Genomic DNA, 20,609 nt, shown 5'->3' on the forward strand with positions numbered 1-20,609 from the left:
TAGGATCACCGCTGTGGCCATGGAACACAGCGGTGGGGGCGACCCCGACCGGACACTCGCCCTGCTCTGGCGCGATCGCGACGCCGGACCCGCCGAGCCCGCGCGCGGCCGCAAGCCCCGGTTCACGATCGACGAGGTGGTCGACGCCGCGGTGAAGCTCGCGGACGCCAACGGGATGGCCGCGACGTCGATGCACTGCGTCGCGAAGGCGCTCGGCGTCGGCACGATGACGCTCTACACCTACGTTCCGTCCAAAGAGGAACTCATCGACCTCATGCTGGACGTCGTGCTCCGCGAGCGCGCGTTCCCGCGGCCTGGCGAACCACGGCCGGAGGACTGGCGCGACCAGGTCCGCCTCTACGCCGATCGCACGCGCGCGATGTACCGGCGCCATCCGTGGGTGCGGGAGGTGTCCATGATCCGGCCGAGCCTCGGGCCGGGGATGATGGCAGGCAACGAATACCTGCTGTCCACCATGGCGAACCTCGGGCTGAGCCCGCGCGACCTCGCGGCGGCGGCGAACGCCGTGGCGGGGCTGATCGAGTCCGCGGCAGGCGTGGAAGCCGGGCGTGCGCGGCTGGAACAGCTCACCGGCGAGACCGAGGACACCTGGTGGCAGCGGCGGTCTTCGTTCTGGGAGAAGTACTTCGACGTCACCGAGCACCCGACGATCGTTCAGGTCTGGAACGACGGCGGCTACGACGACAGCGCGACGGACCAGTCCTCGTGCGCCTTCGCATTCGGCCTCGAACGCATCCTCGACGGCATCGCGTCGATAGTGTCCACAGTAGATACCGCGGACTGACCTACCACGGCACCGGTCCCTTGTCGTTGAAGAACCCGCCGGTCGGCCCTTCCTCGGCGAGCGCGAGGTCGACGATCACCCGCGCGCCTTCGGCGACCGTGCGCGTGCCGCGGTGCCCGTTCATCTCGGTCGCGGTGAACCCCGGTGTCGCCGCGTTGACCCGGATATGGGCCAGTCCAGGGTCGTTCGCGAAGGCGCGCGCGTACTGGATGGTGAGCATGTTCAGGGCCGCCTTCGAGCTGGCGTACGCCATCCGCCGATCCGCGTCGCCGCCGAAGTCGGTGCCCGCACTGGTCAGCGCCAATGATCCGGTGGTGCTGGACACGTTGACGACGCGCGGTGCCGCGGCCGCGCGCAGCAGCGGCAGCATGGCGTTGGTCGTGGTGACCACGCCGAAGACGTTGACCTCGAAGGTGTCCCGGACCTGGGCCGCGGTGAGCGCGGCCGGCACGCCTTCCGCGATCGCCCCCGCGTTGTTCACCAGAACGTCCAGCCCGCCGTGATCCGCGCGGATCCGGTCGGCCACCGCCCGTACGGTCGCCGGATCCGTCACGTCGATCCGGACCGCATGCGCGCCGACCTCCTTCGCCGCCGCCTCGCCGAGGCCGGGATCGCGGCTGCCGAGCAGGACCGCCATCCCGTTCGCGACGAGCTGACGCGCGGTTTCCTTGCCGATTCCCCGGTTGGCACCGGTGACGAGCGCGACTGGCATGCGAATCTCCCGTGATGTTACAAGTCGTATCATGTGATACTTGTTGTAACATCAAACCCATGCCGGAGACAACGGGCCTTCGGGCCGCTGGAGCGGCCCGAACCCGGCGCAACATCCTCGACGCCACGCGGCGGCACCTCGTCGAGGCCGGGTTCCACCGGCTGAGCCTCGAACAGGTCGCCGCCGACGCCGGGGTCACCCGCGTGACCGTGTACCGCCGCTTCGGCTCCAAGCTCGGGCTCCTCGACGCCGTCGCCGAGGACGTCGCGGACCGCGCGCGAGTCGTCGTACGAATGCGGCGCGCGGCCGAGACACCCGACCCGGTCAGCGCGTTCCGCACGATGGTCGCCGAACTCTGTCGCTTTTGGAGCGTCGATCCGATCGTCCTGCGCAGGCTCATCAGCCTCGCCGCGGTGGACCCGGAAGCCCGCGAAGTGCTCGAAGGCAGGGACGGCTGGCGGTACGAGCGCGTCGCGGAGTTCGTCCGCAGACTCGACGCCGATGGCAGGCTGCGCACCGGTTTCGACCTCGACCAGGCCGTCGCCGCGGTGGGCGTGATCACCGGGTTCCCCGCGTGCGACGAACTCGCGACCCGGCTCGGCGCGCGGCTCGACACGCTCGACCGCATGGTCATCCCGTTGCTGGCCGGTGTGGTCCGCCTGGACTGAGCCGGTCATGATGATGATCATGACCGTGGACATCGCCCCGCCCGCGAGGCTGGGGGAGACGGCACTACCCGACGGGCGGCTGCTCGGCTGGGCCGAATGGGGTCCGCGCGACGGGGTGCCGGTGCTGCTGAGCCCAGGCGCGGCGACGAGCAGGTGGCTGGGATGCGGCGCCGTCGAAGGGCTCGGTGTGCGGCTCATTTCCCTCGACCGCCCTGGTCTCGGCGTTTCGACACCGTCGCCAGGGCGCACCTTCGCGGACTTCGCCGCGGACATCCGGGCGTTCGCGGCGGAGCGGGACCTCGGGAAGCCCGCGATGGTGGGCAATTCGCAGGGCGGGCCGTTCGCGCTGGCTTGCGCCGAGGAGGGCGTCATTTCCGCGCTGGCGCTGGTGTCCTGTGCCGACGAGGTCGCGGCACCGGAGTTCGCGGACCGGATTCCCGCCGGGCTGCGCGACATCGTGACGAAAGCACGCGAAGACCCAGCAGGTGCCGAAGCGATGTTCGCCGGGTTCGATGCCGGGACGATGTGGGACATGGTGATCGCGGGCAGCCCGGACGTGGACCTCGCCGTCTACCGCGATCCGTCGTTCGAGGCCACGTACCGGCGGGCGCTCGCCGAGGCGTTCCAGCAAGGGGCGGCGGGGTACGCGCGGGACACATTGCTCGCGATGAGCCGCTGGCCGTTCCGCTTCGACGCCATCACCGCGCCGGTGGACATCTGGTACGGCGAACGGGATGTGAGCCACTCGCCGGACAACGGCGAGTGGCTCACATCCCGCATCGGCGGGGCCCACCGGCACCTCGTCCCGGATGCCGGTGGCTCCCTGCTGTGGACGCACGCGGAGGCGATCCTGCGCCGCCTGCTAGCTCACATCGAACGGCACTGACCGGCCACCGGCCCGCGGACAGTGTTGTCCAGGCCGTGATCGGTCGGTGGCGGCTGGTTCCCGGCGCACGCCAGCGGGCCCTGGACCGCGCTGGCTGTGAGCAGCGGGCCCTTGTTCCCGGTCAGGGTCACCGGGCCGGTGACGCTCGCGCGCTCGATCCAGACCCGGTCCGCACCGGTGATCGCGACCGGTCCGGACACCGCGGTTCCGTTCAGCAGCACCGAATCCGCGCCGCTCGCGGTCACCGGGCCGGTGATCGTGCCACCGGTGGCGACCAGGCTCGCACCGCGGGCGACGGTCACCGGGCCGCGCACGGTCGCACCCGACAGGCACACGGTCCCGCTGCCGACGGTCAGCGGCCCGCTCTGGGTGCCGGTGACCGTTTTCGAGCACGTGGCGTCCGGCTGGCCGAGCAGCTCGAACTCGCTCAGCGCGACCGGGCCGCCCGAGCCCGCGGTGACCTCCAGCCGGTAGTAGGCGTAGTGCGCCGGGTTGGCGACCTTGAACGCCCTGGTCTGCTGGCGCCAGGCGAAGCTCTGGTCGGTCCGCTGATCCGCGACCGCCCAGTTCTTGCCGTCGTAGGACCCCTTGAGCACCCAGCTCTTCGGCTCGCCGGCGCCCTTCGGCGAGGTGAGCGTGTAGTGCGTCGCCGCCTCGGCGGACGAAGCGAGCTGGTACTGGACACCGGGGTTCGGGCTCGCGAACTTGGCTTCGGTCATGGAGGTGTTGTCGAAGACCGGGTTCACGTCCGTGCCGTCGGTGCTGCTCGCCGTTCCTTTCCCCGGCCCGGTGAGGTCGTGCAGCGGAGTCGGCACCGCGACACCCGTGGTCAGCGACTTCGGCGCGTCAGCGGCGCCGGTGCCCCAGTTCGACGGCGTGGCGCCGAGGTCGAAGTCGAGCGTGCCGCCCTTGGCGATCAGGTCGTGCGGCAGCGACGTCGAGGAGTACGCCTTGCCGTTGACCTTCAGCCCCTGCACGTACACGTTCTTCGCGCTGTTCTTCGGCGCGTTGACCACCAGGTCCTTGCCACCGCCCAGGTGCACGGTCGCCTTCTTGAACAACGGCGAGCCAATCGCGTAGTCCGGACTGCCCATCTGCAGCGGGTAGAACCCGAGCGCGCCGAAGACGTACCACGCGGACATTTCGCCGTTGTCCTCGTCGCCGGCGTAACCCTGGCCCAGTTCGCTGCCGACGTAGAGCCGCGAGAGCGCTTCGCGGACCTTCGCCTGGGTCTTCGAGGGCTGACCCGCGTAGTCGTACATGTAGAGCAGGTGGTGCGACGGCTGGTTGGAATGGCCGTACTGGCCCATCCGCACATCCCGCGCTTCGCGCATCTCGTGGATCGTGCCGCCGTAGGAACCGGGGAAGTTCGCCGTCTCGGGCGTGGCGAAGAACGTGTCGAGCTTCTTCGCCAGCCCGTCCTTGCCGCCGTAGAGATTCGCGAGTCCCTGCCCGTCCTGCGGCACGGTGAACGCCATGTTCCAGCCGTCGGTCTCGGTGTAGTCGCCGCCCCACACCCGCGGGTCGTACTGGCCAGGCGGCAGGCGGAACTTGCCATCGGGCGTCTTGCCCTGGAAGAACCCGACGCTCGGGTCGAACAGGTTCACGTAGTTCTGCGCCCGGTTGCGGAAGTACTCGTAGTTTTCCGCGTACTCGGCCTTCTTCGGGTCGTTCGGAGCGGCTTCGTCGGCGAGCTTCTTCGACATGTTCGCGATGCCGAAGTCGTTGACGTAGCCCTCGATCGCCCACGACATGCCCTCGCCGGTGGCGGTCGAGGTGTAGCCGTTGAAGATCGACGTGTCGAGCCCCTTGCGGCCGATGTCCTGGTTCGGCGGGGTGACCGTCGCGTTCTTCACCGCCGCGTCGTAGGCGGACTTCACGTCGAAACCCTTGACGCCCTTGAGGTAGGCGTCGGCGAAGGCCACGTCGGAGCTGGTTCCGGTCATCAGGTTCGCGTAGCCGGGGGAGGACCAGCGCGCGATCCACCCGCCGTCGCGGTACTGCTGCACGAACCCGTCGACCATCTTCCCCGCCATCTCGGGCGTCAGCAGCGAGTAGGCGGGCCAGGTGGTGCGGTAGGTGTCCCAGAACCCGTTGTTGACGTAGATCTGGCCGTCGACGAGTTTCGACCCGGTCTGCGTCGGCGTGTCCTGGCCCGCCTTCGGCGAGACCGGGCTGGCGTAGCGCCACTTCGGCTGTGCGTCGGTGCCGACGTTCTCCGAACCCGAGTTCGGGTAGAGGAAGAGCCGGTACAGGTTCGAATAGAGCGTGGTGAGCTGGTCCTGCGTCGCGCCTTCGACCTCGATCACACCGAGCGCCTTGTCCCAAGCGGACTGCGCCGCGTCCCGAACCGCGTCGAACGAGGTGTTCGGCGCGATTTCCAGCGCGAGGTTCTTCTTCGCCTGCTCGACGCTGACCAGTGACGTCGCGATCCGCATGGTCACCGCGTCGGCACCGTCGAACTTCAGGTACCCGCGGACGTTGTCCCTGCCTTCGCCGGGCAACTTGGCCCCGCTGACCGGTTTCCGGTCGAAGCTCGCGTAGACGAACATGCGCCCAGCGCCCGCGGAAAGCCCGCTCTTCGCGTCGGTGAACCCGGACAGCGTGCCCGCGGCCTGGTCGAGCGTAAGGCCGCCCAGGTTGTTCACGTTGTCGAAGACGAGGTTCTTTTCCTTACCGGGGAACGTGAACCGGAACATCGCGGCGTGATCGGACGGCGCGATCTCGGTCTTGATCCCGTTGTCGAACTGGACGCCGTAGTAGTGCGCCTTCGCGATTTCGTTGTCGTGGGAGAAGGAAAGCTGCCGCGCCGCGCGGTTCGCGTCGGGCACCCCCGCGGCGAGCGACGGCATCACCTGGAAGCTCTGCCGGTCGCCCATCCACGGGCTCGGTTCGTGGCTGAGCCCGAAGGCCTGCAGCATCGGCTTGTTCTCGGCGTTGTTGCCGGAATGGTAGTTGTAGAGCCAGCTCGCCGAGCCCGCGTCGGTGACCGGCGTCCAGAAGTTGAACCCGTGCGGTACCGCGGTGGCCGGGAAGTTGTTGCCCCGCGAGAAGGTGCTGTTCGCCAGCGTGCCGCGGGTGGTGCGCACGTGATCGGACAGGTGCGCGGTCGGTGCCGCGGGCGGGGCGGCCGCGATCTTGACGTCGTCCACCCAGCCCTGGAAGAAGCCGGGACCGTTCGGGTTGTCGTAGCCGAGCAGGATCCGGTCGATCGTCTTACCCGCGGCGACCGTGCCGATACCGGACCGGATCAGGTTCCACTGGTTGGCGTACAAGGCTTTCCCGGCGCCCTGCCCCTGCGGCGACAGTCCGAAGCCGTACTGGTCGGTGGCCTTGAGCCCGCTCAGGTAGGTCCCGTCGGTGAACGCGAGGTCGATCGCGGCGTTCGTGCTCGGGTACTTGAGATCGTCCTTCATGAACTCGGGGAAGATCTTGTACGACAGCTCGGTGTCCGCGGCGACCGGGAGGTCGACGTCGAAGACCTTGTTGTACGAGAACCCGTGCCCGCCACCGGGCTGGGAGCCCGAGTAGTGGAACGCGCGCTTGCCGGTGAATCCCACGCGCGGCTTGTTCGTGTACCCGGCGGTGGGCCCGCTGTCGGTGTAGGTGCGCATGTTCGGCAACGGCGGCGGCGCCGGATCGTCGTTGGCCAGCAGCAGTTCGGACAGCTGCAGCAGCGGATCGCCGTGGTTCGCGGTGACGTCGAGCCGGTAGTACCGGTAGCTGACCGGCTTCGGGAGCTTGAACTCCTTGGTCTGGAAGCGCTTGTCGAAGTTCTGGCCGGTCTGCTTGTCCAGTGCGGTCCACGTGGTGCCGTCGGAAGAGCCCTGCAGCGTCCAGTCCTTCGGGTCGCGCTTGTCGAAGTCGTTGGCCGAGGTCAGGGCGTAGTGCGTGAGCGAAACCGGTTCGGCGAAGGCGAACTGGGCCCAGCCGGTGGGCGCCTTCGCCAGCCACTTCGTGTCCGTGGAGCCGTCGACGAGGTTCGCGACGACCTCGCCGCCCTCGGTGTTTTCGTTGCTGGCGCTCGATTCGGTGATCTTGCTCCGGACGTCGCCGGGAATGGTCGTGCCGCTCGTGCCGTCGACGCCCGAGGCTCGCGGTTTCCCGGACGGGTCGGTGTCGACGGTGTCCGACCAGGTCGGCTGCGGGTCACCGGATTCGAACGACGACGAGAAGCTGCCGCCGTCCGGCGCCGCCACGGCGGGCGCGGCGGTCATCCCCGCCGCGAGGACCACGGAACTGACAACGACGGACAGGATCTTGCCGACCGGTGGCCGGGCGCTTCGGGGCATCGTCGCTCCAAGGGGCCGAGGGGACCGCGTTTCCCGCACCGTTTCGCGGCGCCACGGAAGCCAAACCCGCGTGTGACATCGATGTCAAGAAACGGGCCCGATCCTGACCGAAACCGGACAACCCCGTAACGCGCCTCAGCAGTCGGCGATGAACCGCCGCAGCACCCTGGTGCCGAAGTGCAGGCCGTCGACCGGCACCCGCTCGTCGACGCCGTGCGCCATCGCGCGGTACGGGAACCCCGTCGGCAGCGACAGCGGCGCGAACCCGTAGCACTCGATGCCGAGCTTCGTGAAGGCCTTCGCGTCGGTGCCGCCGCCCATGCAGTACGGCACGACGACGGCGTCGGCGTCCTCTTCGCGCAGCGCGGACGCCATCGCGTCGAACCAGGGCGAGTCGACCGGCGCCTGCACGGGTGCCTGGTGTGCCACGAACTCGCGCTCGACACCGGGACCGAGCAGCCGGTCGATCTCGGCGAGCAGCGCGTCCTCGGTGCCGGGCAGCACGCGCGTGTCGATCTGCGCGGTGGCGACCGTCGGGATGACGTTCACCTTGTAGCCCGCGTCGAGCACGGTCGGCGTGGTGCTGTTGCGGACCGTCGGCAGCACGAGCGAACCGGCGGCACCGAGCGCGGTCACCGTGGCGTCCACAGTGGACTCGCTGGACAGGTCGACCGGGACGCCGAGCGCCGCTCCGGTCCGTTCGAGGAACGCGCGAACGGCGGGCGTGAGGTGCACGGGCCAGCGGTGGTTCGCGAGGCGGTCGACCGCGGCGACGAGCCGGGACACCGCGTTCTCGTCGTTGGGCCGCGAACCGTGGCCCGCGCGGCCGCGCGCGGTCAGCTTCAGGTGCGCGGTGCCCCGTTCGGCGGTGCCGATCGGGTAGAGCCGCACCATCGACCCGTCCGCCGCGGGGACGTGGTACGAGTAGCCGCCGGACTCGCTGATCCCCACCGCGCAGTCCTCGAACAGCTCGGGATGTTCGGTGACGAGCCAATGCGCCCCGAAATCGCCCTTGTCCTCCTCGTCGGCGACGAACGCGAGCACCAGATCGCGCCGCGGTTTGCGGCCGGTGCGGGAGAACTCGGCGACGATGGCGAGGACCATCGCGCAGAAGTCCTTCATGTCGGTCGCGCCCCTGCCCCACAGGAACCCGTCGCGGATCTCCCCGGAGAACGGCGGCACCGACCAGTCGGCCGCGTCCGCGGGGACGACGTCGAGATGCCCCTGCACGAGCAGCGCGGGCAGGGACGGGTCCTCGCCCGGCACTCGCGCGATCACGTTCGCACGCCCCGGCGCCGACTCGATGATCTTCGCCTCGACCCCCGCGTCGGCGAGCACCGTCGCGACGTACTCGGCCGCGTCGCGCTCACCTTCCGAGTCGCCGTGGCCCCGGTTCGTCGTGTCGAACCGGATCAGCGCCGAACACAGCTCGACGGCGTGCTGCTCGGCCAGTACCTGCTCAGCCATATTTCCCCTGTACGGCGCCGCCGGCGATCGCGGTGACCACCTTGAACGCCTTCATCGCTTCGGTCATGTTGGGCGCGTCGAACCCGACCCTTCGCACCCCGATCTGCTCGACGGTCGGGATCACCGCGGTGGCCTGGGCGAGGTGGCTCGCGTCGAACTCGACCTCGATCCGGTGCGACGCGGGGCGCGGTTCCACCTTGCCCGCCCGCCGCATGCCCGCGGTCGCGGCGCCGGTCAGCAGTTCCGCGGTGCGCGCCGGTGGCAGGCAGATGGCGGCGTAGCGGCTCACGCATTCCTTCACCACCACCATTTCCGCGACCGGGGCGTAGTCACGCGCATCCTCGCACGCCTTGTCGTCACCGGTCACCACGAGCACCGGCACGCCGTACTCCGCGGCGAGCCCCGCGTTGAGCCTGCCCTCGCTCGCCGGTACGTCGTCGAGCCACACACCGGTGATCTGGTTCTCCAGGTACGTGTGGGAAAGGACCCCGTCGAACCCGGCACCCGCGTGGTAGCCGAGGAACACCACACCGTCCACACCGGAATCGATGCCCTGCATCATCGACAGCGGCTTGTGCCTGCCGGTCAGCATGCGCGCACGGGCGTCGAGGTCCTCCAGCAGGAGGTTGCGCTGCGACGAGTGCGCCTCGTTGACCAGCACGTCGGTGGCGCCGGCGTCGAACAGGCCCGCGATCGTGGCGTTCACGTCCCCGGTGAACAGCCGCCGGAACCGCTGCCACTGCTCGGTACCGGGCACCACGTCGTCGGTCCAGGTGACTCCGGTCGCGCCCTCCATGTCGGCCGAGATCATGATCCGCATGGGGCCGACCGTACTGGGTGCGGGCGGGTGCGGGTGTTTTCGCCCTGCCCGTGCCCCGGTGGGCGGTTGGTGTGTGGCATGCAGCACTTCTAGTTGCTACATACAACTATTGCCCTACCTTGTAACTAAGAGTGCCGATCAAGCTACGACCAGTTCCAGCAATGGCCCGATCGGGGCAAGGGAGGCGGCGGAATGACGAGCACACCGGGGGAATGGGACATCGTGACGAGTGTCGGCATCACGGCACTCGGTGTCGCGGCCGCGCGCGCGATCGAAACTCATCGAGAAGAGCCGCTCGTCAGCGATCCCTATGCCGCACGGTTCGTGCGCGCGGCGAAACCGCCGAACCCGATGCCCACCACGCCCGCCGAAGCCGCCGCGCTCGTCGATCACGAGGGCCTGTGGGTGCTGAACTCGGCGTACATGGCGGTCCGCACGCGGTTCTTCGACGACTACTTCCGCCGCGCGACCGACGACGGCGTGCGGCAGGCCGTGATACTCGCGGCCGGGCTCGACTCGCGCGCGTTCCGGCTGGACTGGCCGCAGGGCACCGCGATCTACGAGGTCGACCAGCCGAAGGTGCTGGAGTTCAAGCAGGAGGTCCTCGACGAGCAGGGCGCCACCGCGCGAGGCACGCGCCGCACGGTTCCGGTGGACCTGCGGGACAACTGGTCGGCTGCGTTGCTGGACGCGGGTTTCGTACCGGACGAGCCGACGGCATGGCTCGCCGAAGGACTGCTGCCGTACCTGCCGCCGGAGGCCGAGCAGCTCCTGCTCGACACGATCGACAAGTACTCCGGACCGGGCAGCTGGCTCTCGGTCGAGCAGCCGATCGACATGGCCAGGATGCTCGACGACGCACAGGTCGGCGACGTCGCCACGCAGTGGGGGGTCGACATCCGCTCGCTCATCCACGACGACGCCCGCCCCGACGCCAAGGACACGCTGCGCTCGCTGGGCTGGGAGATCGTCGACGAGTGCGCGGCGGACGTCGCGCGCCGGTACGGCCGGAACCTCGACGAGGAACTCGACCGGATGTTCGCGGTCAGCCGCTACGTGATCGGCAGGCGTGCGGCGCAGTAGCCTGTGCCGATGCGGGCGGTGCGCGGCGGGGACCTGTCGGGGATGTCGCTCGCGGTCCTTTCGCCGGAGTCGGGCGGGTTTCCGCGCCACAGCCACGACGAGTACGTGCTGAGCGTGAACGTCACCGGCGTGGAGAAGGTGCGGCTCGACCGGATCACCTTCGAAGCGGGCACCGAGGACGTCACGGTCTACAACCCCGGGCAGGTGCAGTCGTGCACCACGGAGACCTCCGATGGCGCGAACTGGTCGTGCGTCAGCCTGTACCTGCACCCGGACGGCCTCCGCGAACTCACTGGCGGAGCACTCCCGGAATTCTCGAAACCCGTGGTCCGCGCGCCGGCACTCCGAGCCGCACTGCTCCGCGCCGCGCGGCGCACCGATGACGAAACCCTGCTCGCCGAAACGCTTTCGAAGCTCGTGCTGGCCCTCTTCGACGCCACGGGCGGCTCGCCACCGAAGGTGCACGCCCCGGCGGACCGGCGGATCGCCGCCGTCGCGGACCGGTTGCGCGCGGATCTCAGTTCGGCGCCCCGGCTCGGGGACCTGGCGACCGAGGCGGGGCTCTCCCGGGAGGCGTTGATCCGCGCGTTCACCCGCGCGACCGGATCGCCGCCCTACGCGTGGCACCTGCAGGCGCGGCTCGCCGAGGGAAGGCGCATGCTGCGGGGAGGGCGGCCCGTCGCCGAGGTCGCGCACGCACTGGGATTCGCGGACCAGGCGCATTTCCACAAGCACTTCCGTGCCGCCTACGCCACCACGCCGGGGCGGTACCGGGCGGCCACCCGGATTTAGTCCCGCACTTTCAGAATACCGGCGCCGGGGGCCGGACCGCATCGGCTCGCGGGAGGATCTTTTTCGCCCGGTTTCTTCCTATTCTGATTCCTTCGCCAGCACGGCCGGTTCGATGCGGAGGAACAGTGGACGATTTCGAGGGCAAGGTCGCGGTCGTCACCGGCGCGGCGAGCGGAATCGGCAGGGGACTGGCCGAAACCTTCGTCGCGGCCGGGATGCGCGTGGTGTTGAGCGATGTCGAAGAGCCCGCGTTGCGCGCGAGCACCGCTGAATTCGCCTCGGGCGGTGCGGACGTGCACGCGGTCGTGACCGACGTGTCCGACACCGACGCGGTCACCGCGCTCGCCGACGCCACGCTGCGGAGGTACGGCGCGGTGCACGTGGTGTGCAACAACGCCGGGGTGTACACCGGAAGCAGGCCGAGCTGGACGAGCACGCTCGACGACTGGTCGTGGATCCTCGGCGTGAACCTGATGGGCGTGGTGCACGGCATCCGCAGCTTCCTGCCGATCATGATCGAGCAGGGCGGCGAAGCGCATCTCGTCAACACGGCCTCGCTCGCCGGATTCATCACCGGCGGTTCGTTGTACGGGGTGACGAAATCCGCGGTCGTCGCGTTATCGGAAACGGTGCACCTCGAACTCGTCGCCGGCGGATACGAACCGCGGATTTCGGTGCTCTGCCCCGGTGTGGTCGATTCGAACATCTTCGACTCCGAGCGCAACCGGCCCGCGCGATTCGCCGATGCCGGACCGGCACCGGGCGGATGGTCGAAGGAGGCGGCCCGCGACAGTTTCCGGCAGGGCCTGTCCCCGCGATCGGTCGGGGAGCAGACCCTGCGGGCGATCCGCGAACAGCGGTTCCACATCTTCACCCGCCCGGAATACCCGCCGCACGCCGAGCACATCCGGCACCGGACGGCCCAGATCCTCAACGAGGAGAACCCGACGCGGCTGCCGTTCGCCTGACCGTCAACATCCGACAAGACGGCAGGGCGGGCCGGCGCGCACGATCGGCACATGATCGGAGTGTTCTTCCTGGCCGCGGGCTTGGGACTGCTGTTCAACGCGGCGCCGGGCGCGGTCTTCACCGAGTCGCTGCGCCGCGGTCTGCGGGGCGGGTTCCGCCCGGCGCTGGCCGTCCAGGTCGGTTCGCTCGTCGGCGACGCGGCGTGGGCCGTGCTCGGGCTCGCGGGGATCGGTGCCCTGTTCGCGGTGCCCGCGCTCCGCGTGCCGTTGACCGTCGGCGGGTGCCTGCTGCTCTGCTGGCTCGGCGTGCGCGGACTGCGCGATGCGATCCGTCCGGCACCTGCCGCGGACCGCGAAACAGCGCCGGGACGCAGCGCCTGGTACGCGGGGGCGGGCATGTCGCTGGGCAACCCGCTCAACGTCGTCTACTGGTCGGGGACGGCGAGCGCGGTCAACGGGGCGCTCGGCGGCGACGCCGGGTTCACCGGGCTCGCGGTGTTCTTCGCCGGCTTCATGATTTCGTCGCTGGCGTGGTGTTTCGTGTGCGCGGGTGCGATCGCGCTCGCGCACCGCGCGCTGCCGCCGCTCGCGGTCCGGGCGGTCGAGGGCCTGTGCGGCGCCGCGCTGCTGTGCCTGGCCGCGATCGCGTTCGCCGGGCTCGGGTGACTCCACAGTGGACTGGGGCGCGACACGCCGGTGACGTATCGATTGCGCATCGGTGAACCAGCACGGACGGGCCGGGAAAATCGGCCGATCGGGCGGTCAGTGCCGCCCTCGAGGGCGTGGCGAGCGCAGCACCTTGTGACACGTCGCTACGCGGTCTAGACCAAGTGTGACACGAGACAACGGCGAGACAACGATCGGGTACTCACCGGGGCAGACATATATTGCGCGGTTCCACGCGTATGTGGTTACTTTTGCGCCTTGGGGTCAGACCTTCGCGTGCCGGGACTTCCCGGCGGCGGGGGCCAAAACACTGATTGAGGTGGTCGTGGTGTTGTTGAGCAGGAGAACCGGCCGGGTGACCGCCGCGCTCCTCGGCGCGGTGCTGGTGGTCGCGGGCCCGTTCGCGGTACCGGCGGCGCAGGCGCAGCAGGAGGGCAAGACGCTGCGCGTGGCGCTCGTGCAGGAGATCGACCACCTCAACCCGTTCACCGCCGGTTTCGCGTCCAGTTCGATGATCGGCCGGATGAACTACGAGTTCCTCACGCTGCCCTCGGCCGAGGACGCTACGCCGACCGGAGGCGTCTCCGACAAGTGGAGCACCTCGGAGGACAAGCTGACCTGGACCTTCCACATCCGGGACGGCATGAAGTGGTCCGACGGGAAACCGGTGACCGCGAAGGACGCCGCGTACACCTTCAAGCGGATCATGACCGACAAGAAGGCGCAGGAAGCGAACGGCAACTACGTCGAGGGCTTCGTGGACGTGACCGCGCCCGACGACTCCACGCTGATCATCAAGACGAAGGCGCCGCGCGCCAGCATGACCGCGCTCGACGTGCCGATCGTGCCGGAGCACATCTGGTCCGGCGTCTCCGACATGGCCGACCCGAAGACCGACACCCCGGCCGTGGTCGGCGTCGGCGACGGCCCGTTCCTGATCACCGAGTACCGGCCGAACGAGGTCGTGAAGCTCAAGGCGAACCCGGACTACTGGCGCGGCAAGCCCAAGTTCGACGAGCTGCAGTTCGTGGCCTACAAGAATTCCGAGGCCGCGGTGAGCGCGCTCAAGAACGGCGAGGTCGACTTCGTCAACCGGCTCACCCCGACCCAGTTCGACGCGCTGCAGGGCCAGTCGAACATCGCCACCAACAAGGCTTCCGGCCGGCGCTACCTCGACCTGCTGATGAACCCCGGCGCGCAGGACGCCGCCCGCCAGCCCATCGGTGACGGCAACCCCGCGCTCAAGGACGTCCGGCTGCGCAAGGCGATCGCGACCGCGATCAACCCCAAGGAACTCGTCGACAAGGTCCTCGGCGGGTACGGCGAAGTGGCCGGTGGCCTGATCCCGTCGATGTACTCGGCGTACCACTACCAGCCCGATTCGGCGAAGGCGTACAAGTTCGACATCGCCGACGCGAACCGCCAGCTCGACGCGGCGGGTTACCAGCGCGGTGCCGACGGGACCCGCACGTCCCCGGACGGCAAGCCGCTGAACTTCCGCCTCACCGCGCGTTCCAGCGAAGACTTCCCGCAGCGCACGTCGGAGTACCTCGTCGGGTGGCTCAAGCAGGTCGGCATCAACCTCGAGAAGCGGCTGGTGTCCGACGCCGAGGTCGACGAGCAGACCTCGTCCGGCAACTACGACCTCGCGCTGTCGAGCTACAACACCAACCCGGACCCCGACTACACGCTGGCGAAGCAGAGCTGCGGCAACCTGCCGTCCACGCCGGGCAGCGGCAGCACGGCCTCGTTCTTCTGCGACCCGCAGTTCGACCAGGCGTACCAGGCGGAGGCGGCGGAAACCGACCAGGCGAAGCGGTCCGAGTACACCCGGCAGGCGCAGGCCCGCTACTACGACCAGGCGCCCAGTTTCGTGCTCGCCTACCAGAACGTGCTCGAGGCGTACCGGTCCGACAAGTTCACGAACTTCGTGAAGCAGCCGGTCACCAGCGGCCCGATCATGGAGCAGACCGGGTACTGGGGCTTCTACGGCGCGACACCCGTCGGCTCGTCCGGCGGCTCCGGCGGCGGCAGCACCGGGCTGTGGATCGGGATCGGCGTCGTCGTGCTCGTGGTGCTCGTCGGCGGTGGCACCTTCCTCGCCAAGCGCGGCAAGTCCGTCGACGACCGCGAATAGCCACGGACGCAGGAGAAGCACGATTTCCACGACATTCGACCAGCCACAGGCCCTCATCGATCCCGATGAGCACCGCGGTGGCACCGGAACCGTCCGGTTCGTAGTGCGGAAGGTGCTCGAAGGCCTCGTCAGCCTGGTGCTGGTGGTGGTGCTCGGGTTCCTGCTGTTCCGGCTGATCCCCGGCGACCCGATCGCGTCGCTGACCAGGGACCGGCCGACCAGCCCGGAGCAGATCGCCGAGATGCGCCGCCAGCTCGGCGTGGACAACCCGATGTGGCGGCAGTTCCTCGACTACGTCGGGGGGCTGCTGCACGGCGACTTCGGGTTGTCCACGACGTTCCGCCGCCCGGTCGGCGAAATGATCGCCGAGCGCGTCGGGCCGACGCTGTTGCTGGTGGGAACCGCGACGGTGCTCGCGGTGATCATCGGGCTGTGGCTCGGCGTCCGCGCCGCGTGGCGCCACAACAGCGCGTTCGACCGCGCGCACACCGGGATCGCGTTGACGCTGTGGTCGGTGCCGCAGTTCTGGCTCGGCCTCGTGCTGCTGATCGCGACGCAGGGCCTGTTCCCGAGCGCGGGGATGCGCTCGCCGGACATCCCGGACGGGTTCTTCCCGCAGGCGCTCGACGTCGCGCACCATCTCGCGCTGCCGTGCGTGACCCTGCTGCTGGTGATCTACGCGCAGTACATGCTGGTGATGCGCTCGTCCCTGCTCGGCGAGATGGGCGCGGACTACCTCACCACCGCGCGGGCCAAGGGACTGCGCGACGACCTCGTCCGCAAGCGCCACGCGGTGCCGAACGCGCTGCTGCCGACGGTGACGCTGGTGTTCCTGCAGTTCGGCATGGTGGTCTCCGGCACGGTCACCGTGGAGACGGTGTTCACCTGGCCGGGGCTCGGCCAGCTCCTCGCGCTCGCGCTGCGCGGACCGGACCTGCCGTTGCTGCAGGGCCTGTTCGTGGTGTTCGCGGGCTCGGTGATCGTGATGAACATGCTCGCGGAACTGCTCTACCGCGTGCTCGACCCGAGGGTGCGTGCCCAGTGACCGAACCGGATCAGGCGCCGCCGAAGGACGGCGCGGACGGAAAAACGAGCGCTCGCGCGATGGCCAGGCAGCGGCGCCGGGCGTCGATCGTGGCGATGTGGCGCGAGTTCGCGTCGAACCGCGGCGGGCTCTTCGGGCTGTGCCTGCTGGCCCTGATCGTGCTGCTGGCGTTGCTCGCGCCGGTGCTCAGCGACGAAACCGGACTCGACGTCACGCAGGCCTCCGGCCGGGCGTTGCAGCCGCCGTCGGGGGACTACCTGCTCGGCACCGACGCCGACGGCCGTTCGGTGCTGCTGCTGACCTACTGGGGCGCGCGGGTGTCGCTGCTGGTCGGCTTCAGCGCGACGATCCTGTCGGTGCTCATCGGTACCGTCGTCGGCATCGCGGCCGCGCACTTCGGCCGCTGGGTTTCCGCGCTGCTGCTGCGGTTCACCGACTTCTTCCTCGTGCTGCCCTCGCTCGTGCTGGCGATCGCGTTGTCGAGCGTGCTGCCGCACGGCGTCCCGACGATCATCGTCGCCATCGGCCTCACGTCGTGGCCCACCACGGCCAGGCTGGTGCGCGCGCAGACGATGACCATCGAAAGCAGGCCGTACATCGAGCGGTCGAAGGCGCTCGGCGGCGGGCACCTGCACGTCATCGGCAAGCACGTGCTGCCGGGCGTGATGCCGCTCGTACTGGCCAACACCACGCTCGTGGTCGGCAGCTCGATCATCGCGGAGTCCACGCTGTCCTTCCTCGGCCTCGGCGACCCGTCGCTGGCGTCGTGGGGCCAGATGCTCGAACGCGCGCTCAGCGTCGGCGCGGCGACCAGCGGCGCGTGGTGGTACCTGCTGCCGCCCGGCCTGGCGATCGTCGTCGTGGTGCTCTGCTTCACGCTCGTCGGCAGGGCACTGGAGACGGTGCTCGACCCGCGTCTGAAAGGGGTCCGTTCGTGACCGCGCTGCTGGAGGTCCGCGGCCTCGGCATCACCTACCGCACCGCGGGCGGCGACGTGCCCGCCGTGCACGGCGTCGACCTGCGCCTCGACCCCGGTGACACGCTCGGTGTCGCGGGGGAGTCCGGCTCGGGGAAGTCCACGGTCGCGATGAGCGTGCTGCGCCTGCTGCCGAAGACCGCGAAGGTCACCGGCGAGATCCTGCTCGACGGCGAGGACGTCACCACGATGAAGTGGGGCAGGCTCCGCGCCGTTCGCTGGGCTGAGGCGTCGGTGGTGTTCCAGGGCGCGATGCACGCGCTGAACCCGGTGCGCCGCATCGGCGACCAGATCGCCGAGCCGATCCGGATCCACGCCCCGAGCGGGAAGGCGCCGACCGACGCGCAGCTCAAAGCGAGGGTGGCCGAGCTGCTCGAACAGGTTGACCTGCCGCCCTCGCGCGCCGGGGCGTACCCGCACGAGCTGTCGGGCGGGCAGAAGCAGCGCGTGATGATCGCGATGGCGCTGGCGTGCGAGCCGAGGCTGATCATCGCCGACGAGCCGACCACCGCGCTCGACGTGATCGTGCAGGCCCAGGTTCTCGACCTGATGAGCAGGCTGGTCGCCGAGCGCGGGATCGGGCTGATCATGATCAGCCACGACCTCTCGGTGCTCGCGGCCACCTGCGCCGAGATCGCGGTGATGTACTCGGGGAAGATCGTCGAGCAGCGGCCCGGCCGCGAGCTGATGGCGTCGCCGCGGCACGAGCACACCAAGGCGCTGGCCGCGGCGTTCCCGACCGTCGGCGACCCGGTGTCGCGGTTCGCCCCGGCGACCAGCACCCCGTTGCCGCCCGAACCCGAGCACAAGCCCTCCTCGGACGCGCTGCTCGTCGCCGAGGACCTCAAGGTCGGCTTCCGGGACCGCAAGGGCGCCATGATCAAGGCGGTCGACGGGGTGGATCTCGAGGTCCGGCGCAACGAGATCGTCGCGCTCGTCGGCCAGTCGGGGTCGGGGAAGACCACGCTCGCGCGCACCATGCTCGGCCTCCAGAAGCCGACCTCGGGCCGCGTGCTCTACGACGGCTCGCCGGTCCCGTCCTCCGGTGCGGGGCTCAAGGCGTACCGGCGCCAGGTTCAGCTGGTGCTGCAGGATCCGACGAGCGCGTTGAACCCGCGGCACAGCGTGTACGAAGCCGTCGCCGAGGGCCCGCGCATCCACGGATTGGCAGGAGACGAACGGGAAATCGTGCGCGCCGCACTGGAAGCGGCGGAACTGCGGCCGGCGGAGCGGTTCATGCCCCGCCTGCCGCACGAACTGTCCGGCGGGCAGCGCCAGCGCGTGGTGATCGCGGGCGCGCTGGCGTTGCGGCCCAGCGTGCTGGTGGCCGACGAACCGGTGGCCTCGCTCGACGCGTCCGTCCGCGGCGAGATACTCGGCCTCCTGCTTCGCCTGCGCCGCGAGCTGGGCCTGGCGGGCCTGGTGATCACGCACGACCTCGGCCTCGCGTGGAACATCGCCGACCGGGTGGCCGTGATGTACCGCGGTCAGCTCGTCGAACTGGGCACCGTCGACGAGGTCCTGCTCGACCCGAAGCACGACTACACCAAGTCATTGCTCGCGGCGTTGCCCGGCGGTACCGCGGCCTAGCCGGACGGGGCGGCGGCGGTACCGGAACCGCCGCTGCCGTCAGGGTCAAGAGTGGCGAAGTGTAATCTCCTACTTCAACATGGCCACCACTATTGACCCCAGCACGGCGGGCTCCGACACGCAGCAGGCGGAGACGGTCCGTGTTCGCGTTCCCTCCCGTTTCCCGTACCGAACCATCGCGATGGGCACCATCGGCAGCACGCTGCTGATGATCGGCGCACTCGGCGCGGCGGGCGTACTCATTCGCGACCCGATCCTCGGGCACGGGCCGATGTCGTGGATCCGCTACGGACACGGCAGGGCGATCGCCAACGGGTTGCTGTACATCGGTTTCGCGTTGATCGTGTGGGCGTGGGTCCGGCTCGGCCGCTACGCGCTCGCGCGCCGGATCGGCAGCAAGCCGATCCTGGCCGCGGCGGGCTGCTGGATGGCGCCGCTGCTGATCTCGCCGCCGCTGTTCACCAGGGACGTGTTCTCCTACCTCGGGCAGGGCGCGCAGCTGCTCTACGGCCTCGACCCGTACCAGCACGGGCCCGCCGAGCTCGAGGTGCTGCCGAACGTGGTGCAGAACGTGCACCAGGTGTGGCAGACCACGCCCGCCCCGTACGGGCCGCTGTACCTGCTGATCTCCAAGGGCGTCGTCGCGGTCACCGGGGACAACCTGATCCTCGGCGTCATCCTCACCAGGGTCATCCTGCTGCTCGGGCTCGCCATGACGCTGTGGGCGCTGCCCCGGCTCGTGCGCCACCTCGGCGGCAACCTGCCGATCACGCTGTGGCTCGCGGTGGCCAGCCCGATGATGGTGATCCACCTCTTCGGCGGCCCGCACAACGACCTGATGATGATCGGGTTCCTCACCGTCGGCGTGGTGGCCGCGCTCGAACGCAAGTACCCGGTCGCGGTCGTGCTCATCACGGTGGCGATGCTGATCAAGGCGACCGCCGCGATCGCGCTGCCGTTCCTGGTGTGGATGTGGGCGAAGAACCTCAAGGGCAGTGAAAACGGCGTCAGGTTCAAGAACTTCGTCAAGGCGGGTACCGCGTCGGTGGCGATCTTCGCCCCGGTGTTCGTGGCGGGCACCTGGGTGGCGCTCGGCTCGTTCAACCTCGGCTGGGTCGCCGGTCTGAAGGCACCGCAGCTCATCGCGAACTGGCTCAACCCGCCGACCGGCGTCGGCGAGGTGTTCTACACGCTCGTCCACCTCGTGGTGAACGTGCAGTCGTCGCCGTTCGTCACGGTCGCCCGTTTCATCGGCATGGGCGTGCTCGCGGTGTTCGTGGCGCGGCAGTGGTGGCTCGCCAGGGTGGGCGGCACCGAGGCGGTCCTGCGCGCCGCGATCAGCCTGCTGTCGGTGTCGATCCTGTTCCCCCCGACGCTGCCGTGGTACTTCACCTGGGGCTTCGTGATCCTGGCCGCGTTCAAGTGGCGGCAGCGGCACCTCGCCGTCGTGGTGGCGGTGTCGGTGTTCCTGGTGCTGGTGTACTACCCGACCGGTGAGCAGGCGCTGTACGACTGGTGGTTCATCGCGGGTGTCGTGGCCGTGAGCGTGTACGCGGCCGCTTCGTTGCTGCGCCCCGATCCGCTGGGACTGGTCGCGGCGTTCAAGAAGCAGGCGGCACCGGCGAAAGCCCCGTTCTTGACCGAATCGGCGAAGACAGAACACGCCGAATAGCGCCCTTTTCCGGGCGCGACCGTGTTGAAT

The 20,609-nt window shown here is 69.5% G+C and carries 16 protein-coding genes; 12 read left to right on the top strand and 4 right to left on the bottom strand.

Annotation, left to right across the window (positions count from 1 at the left end; translation table 11 throughout):
- Positions 1-19 precede the first annotated feature (19 nt).
- On the top strand, positions 20-805 hold the full coding sequence (locus HUW46_RS42685) for a TetR/AcrR family transcriptional regulator (protein ID WP_331477352.1): 786 nt from the start codon (positions 20-22) through the stop codon (positions 803-805).
- Position 806: 1 nt separating this feature from the next.
- On the opposite strand, the gene HUW46_RS42690 is transcribed toward HUW46_RS42685, so the two are convergent.
- Positions 807-1,517 carry an SDR family oxidoreductase gene (locus HUW46_RS42690; RefSeq protein WP_215544332.1) on the bottom strand — a complete coding sequence of 237 codons (711 nt, stop codon included), beginning with the start codon at positions 1,515-1,517 and terminating at the stop codon, positions 807-809.
- Between the two features lie 59 nt (positions 1,518-1,576).
- Between HUW46_RS42690 and HUW46_RS42695 the strand changes: the two genes are divergently transcribed.
- Both HUW46_RS42695 and HUW46_RS42700 read left to right on the top strand, forming a co-directional pair.
- Positions 1,577-2,185 (top strand): TetR/AcrR family transcriptional regulator, encoded by a 609-nt coding sequence (locus tag HUW46_RS42695; RefSeq protein WP_215544333.1) that lies wholly within the window; start codon positions 1,577-1,579, stop codon positions 2,183-2,185.
- A gap of 19 nt (positions 2,186-2,204) precedes the next feature.
- Positions 2,205-3,071 carry an alpha/beta fold hydrolase gene (locus tag HUW46_RS42700; RefSeq protein WP_215544334.1) on the top strand — a complete coding sequence of 289 codons (867 nt, stop codon included), beginning with the start codon at positions 2,205-2,207 and terminating at the stop codon, positions 3,069-3,071.
- Here the strand turns inward: HUW46_RS42700 and HUW46_RS42705 are convergent.
- The 3 genes from HUW46_RS42705 to HUW46_RS42715 all read right to left on the bottom strand — a co-directional run bounded on the left by HUW46_RS42705 (position 3,053) and on the right by HUW46_RS42715 (position 9,650).
- Positions 3,053-7,363, bottom strand: coding sequence for a GH92 family glycosyl hydrolase (locus HUW46_RS42705; RefSeq protein ID WP_215544335.1), 4,311 nt, complete (start codon positions 7,361-7,363; stop codon positions 3,053-3,055). The genes HUW46_RS42700 and HUW46_RS42705 overlap by 19 nt on opposite strands.
- A gap of 135 nt (positions 7,364-7,498) precedes the next feature.
- Positions 7,499-8,830, bottom strand: coding sequence for a M20/M25/M40 family metallo-hydrolase (locus HUW46_RS42710; RefSeq protein WP_442860889.1), 1,332 nt, complete (start codon positions 8,828-8,830; stop codon positions 7,499-7,501).
- Entirely contained in the window at positions 8,823-9,650 is an 828-nt protein-coding gene (locus HUW46_RS42715) for a M55 family metallopeptidase (protein ID WP_215544336.1), read from the bottom strand. The genes HUW46_RS42710 and HUW46_RS42715 overlap by 8 nt, the downstream gene beginning before the upstream one ends.
- Before the next feature lie 192 nt (positions 9,651-9,842).
- Here HUW46_RS42715 and HUW46_RS42720 point away from each other — a divergent pair, with 192 nt between their 5' ends.
- The 9 genes from HUW46_RS42720 (at position 9,843) to mptB (ending at position 20,579) form a co-directional block, all read left to right on the top strand.
- A complete protein-coding gene (locus HUW46_RS42720) occupies positions 9,843-10,733 on the top strand; it encodes a class I SAM-dependent methyltransferase (protein ID WP_215544337.1) in 891 nt (296 codons plus the stop codon).
- 9 nt (positions 10,734-10,742) lie between these two features.
- Entirely contained in the window at positions 10,743-11,525 is a 783-nt protein-coding gene (locus tag HUW46_RS42725) for a helix-turn-helix domain-containing protein (RefSeq protein WP_215544338.1), read from the top strand.
- Positions 11,526-11,650: 125 nt separating this feature from the next.
- Entirely contained in the window at positions 11,651-12,493 is an 843-nt protein-coding gene (locus HUW46_RS42730; RefSeq protein ID WP_215544339.1) for an SDR family NAD(P)-dependent oxidoreductase, read from the top strand.
- Positions 12,494-12,544: 51 nt separating this feature from the next.
- Entirely contained in the window at positions 12,545-13,159 is a 615-nt protein-coding gene (locus HUW46_RS42735) for a LysE family transporter (protein WP_215544340.1), read from the top strand.
- Between the two features lie 355 nt (positions 13,160-13,514).
- The gene (locus HUW46_RS42740) at positions 13,515-15,296 is read left to right on the top strand and encodes an ABC transporter substrate-binding protein (protein ID WP_254125521.1); all 1,782 of its coding nucleotides are present in this window, start codon (positions 13,515-13,517) and stop codon (positions 15,294-15,296) included.
- A 22-nt stretch (positions 15,297-15,318) separates the two neighbouring features.
- A complete protein-coding gene (locus tag HUW46_RS42745) occupies positions 15,319-16,341 on the top strand; it encodes an ABC transporter permease (protein ID WP_215550445.1) in 1,023 nt (340 codons plus the stop codon).
- 59 nt (positions 16,342-16,400) lie between these two features.
- On the top strand, positions 16,401-17,279 hold the full coding sequence (locus HUW46_RS42750; RefSeq protein ID WP_215550446.1) for an ABC transporter permease: 879 nt from the start codon (positions 16,401-16,403) through the stop codon (positions 17,277-17,279).
- A complete protein-coding gene (locus HUW46_RS42755; RefSeq protein WP_215544341.1) occupies positions 17,276-18,907 on the top strand; it encodes a dipeptide ABC transporter ATP-binding protein in 1,632 nt (543 codons plus the stop codon). Before HUW46_RS42750 ends, HUW46_RS42755 begins: the two co-directional genes overlap by 4 nt.
- A 79-nt stretch (positions 18,908-18,986) precedes the next feature.
- Positions 18,987-20,579 carry a polyprenol phosphomannose-dependent alpha 1,6 mannosyltransferase MptB gene (mptB, locus tag HUW46_RS42760; protein WP_215544342.1) on the top strand — a complete coding sequence of 531 codons (1,593 nt, stop codon included), beginning with the start codon at positions 18,987-18,989 and terminating at the stop codon, positions 20,577-20,579.
- The last annotated feature ends 30 nt before the right edge of the window (positions 20,580-20,609 follow it).

Source organism: Amycolatopsis sp. CA-230715 (genome assembly GCF_018736145.1).
GTDB lineage: Bacteria > Actinomycetota > Actinomycetes > Mycobacteriales > Pseudonocardiaceae > Amycolatopsis.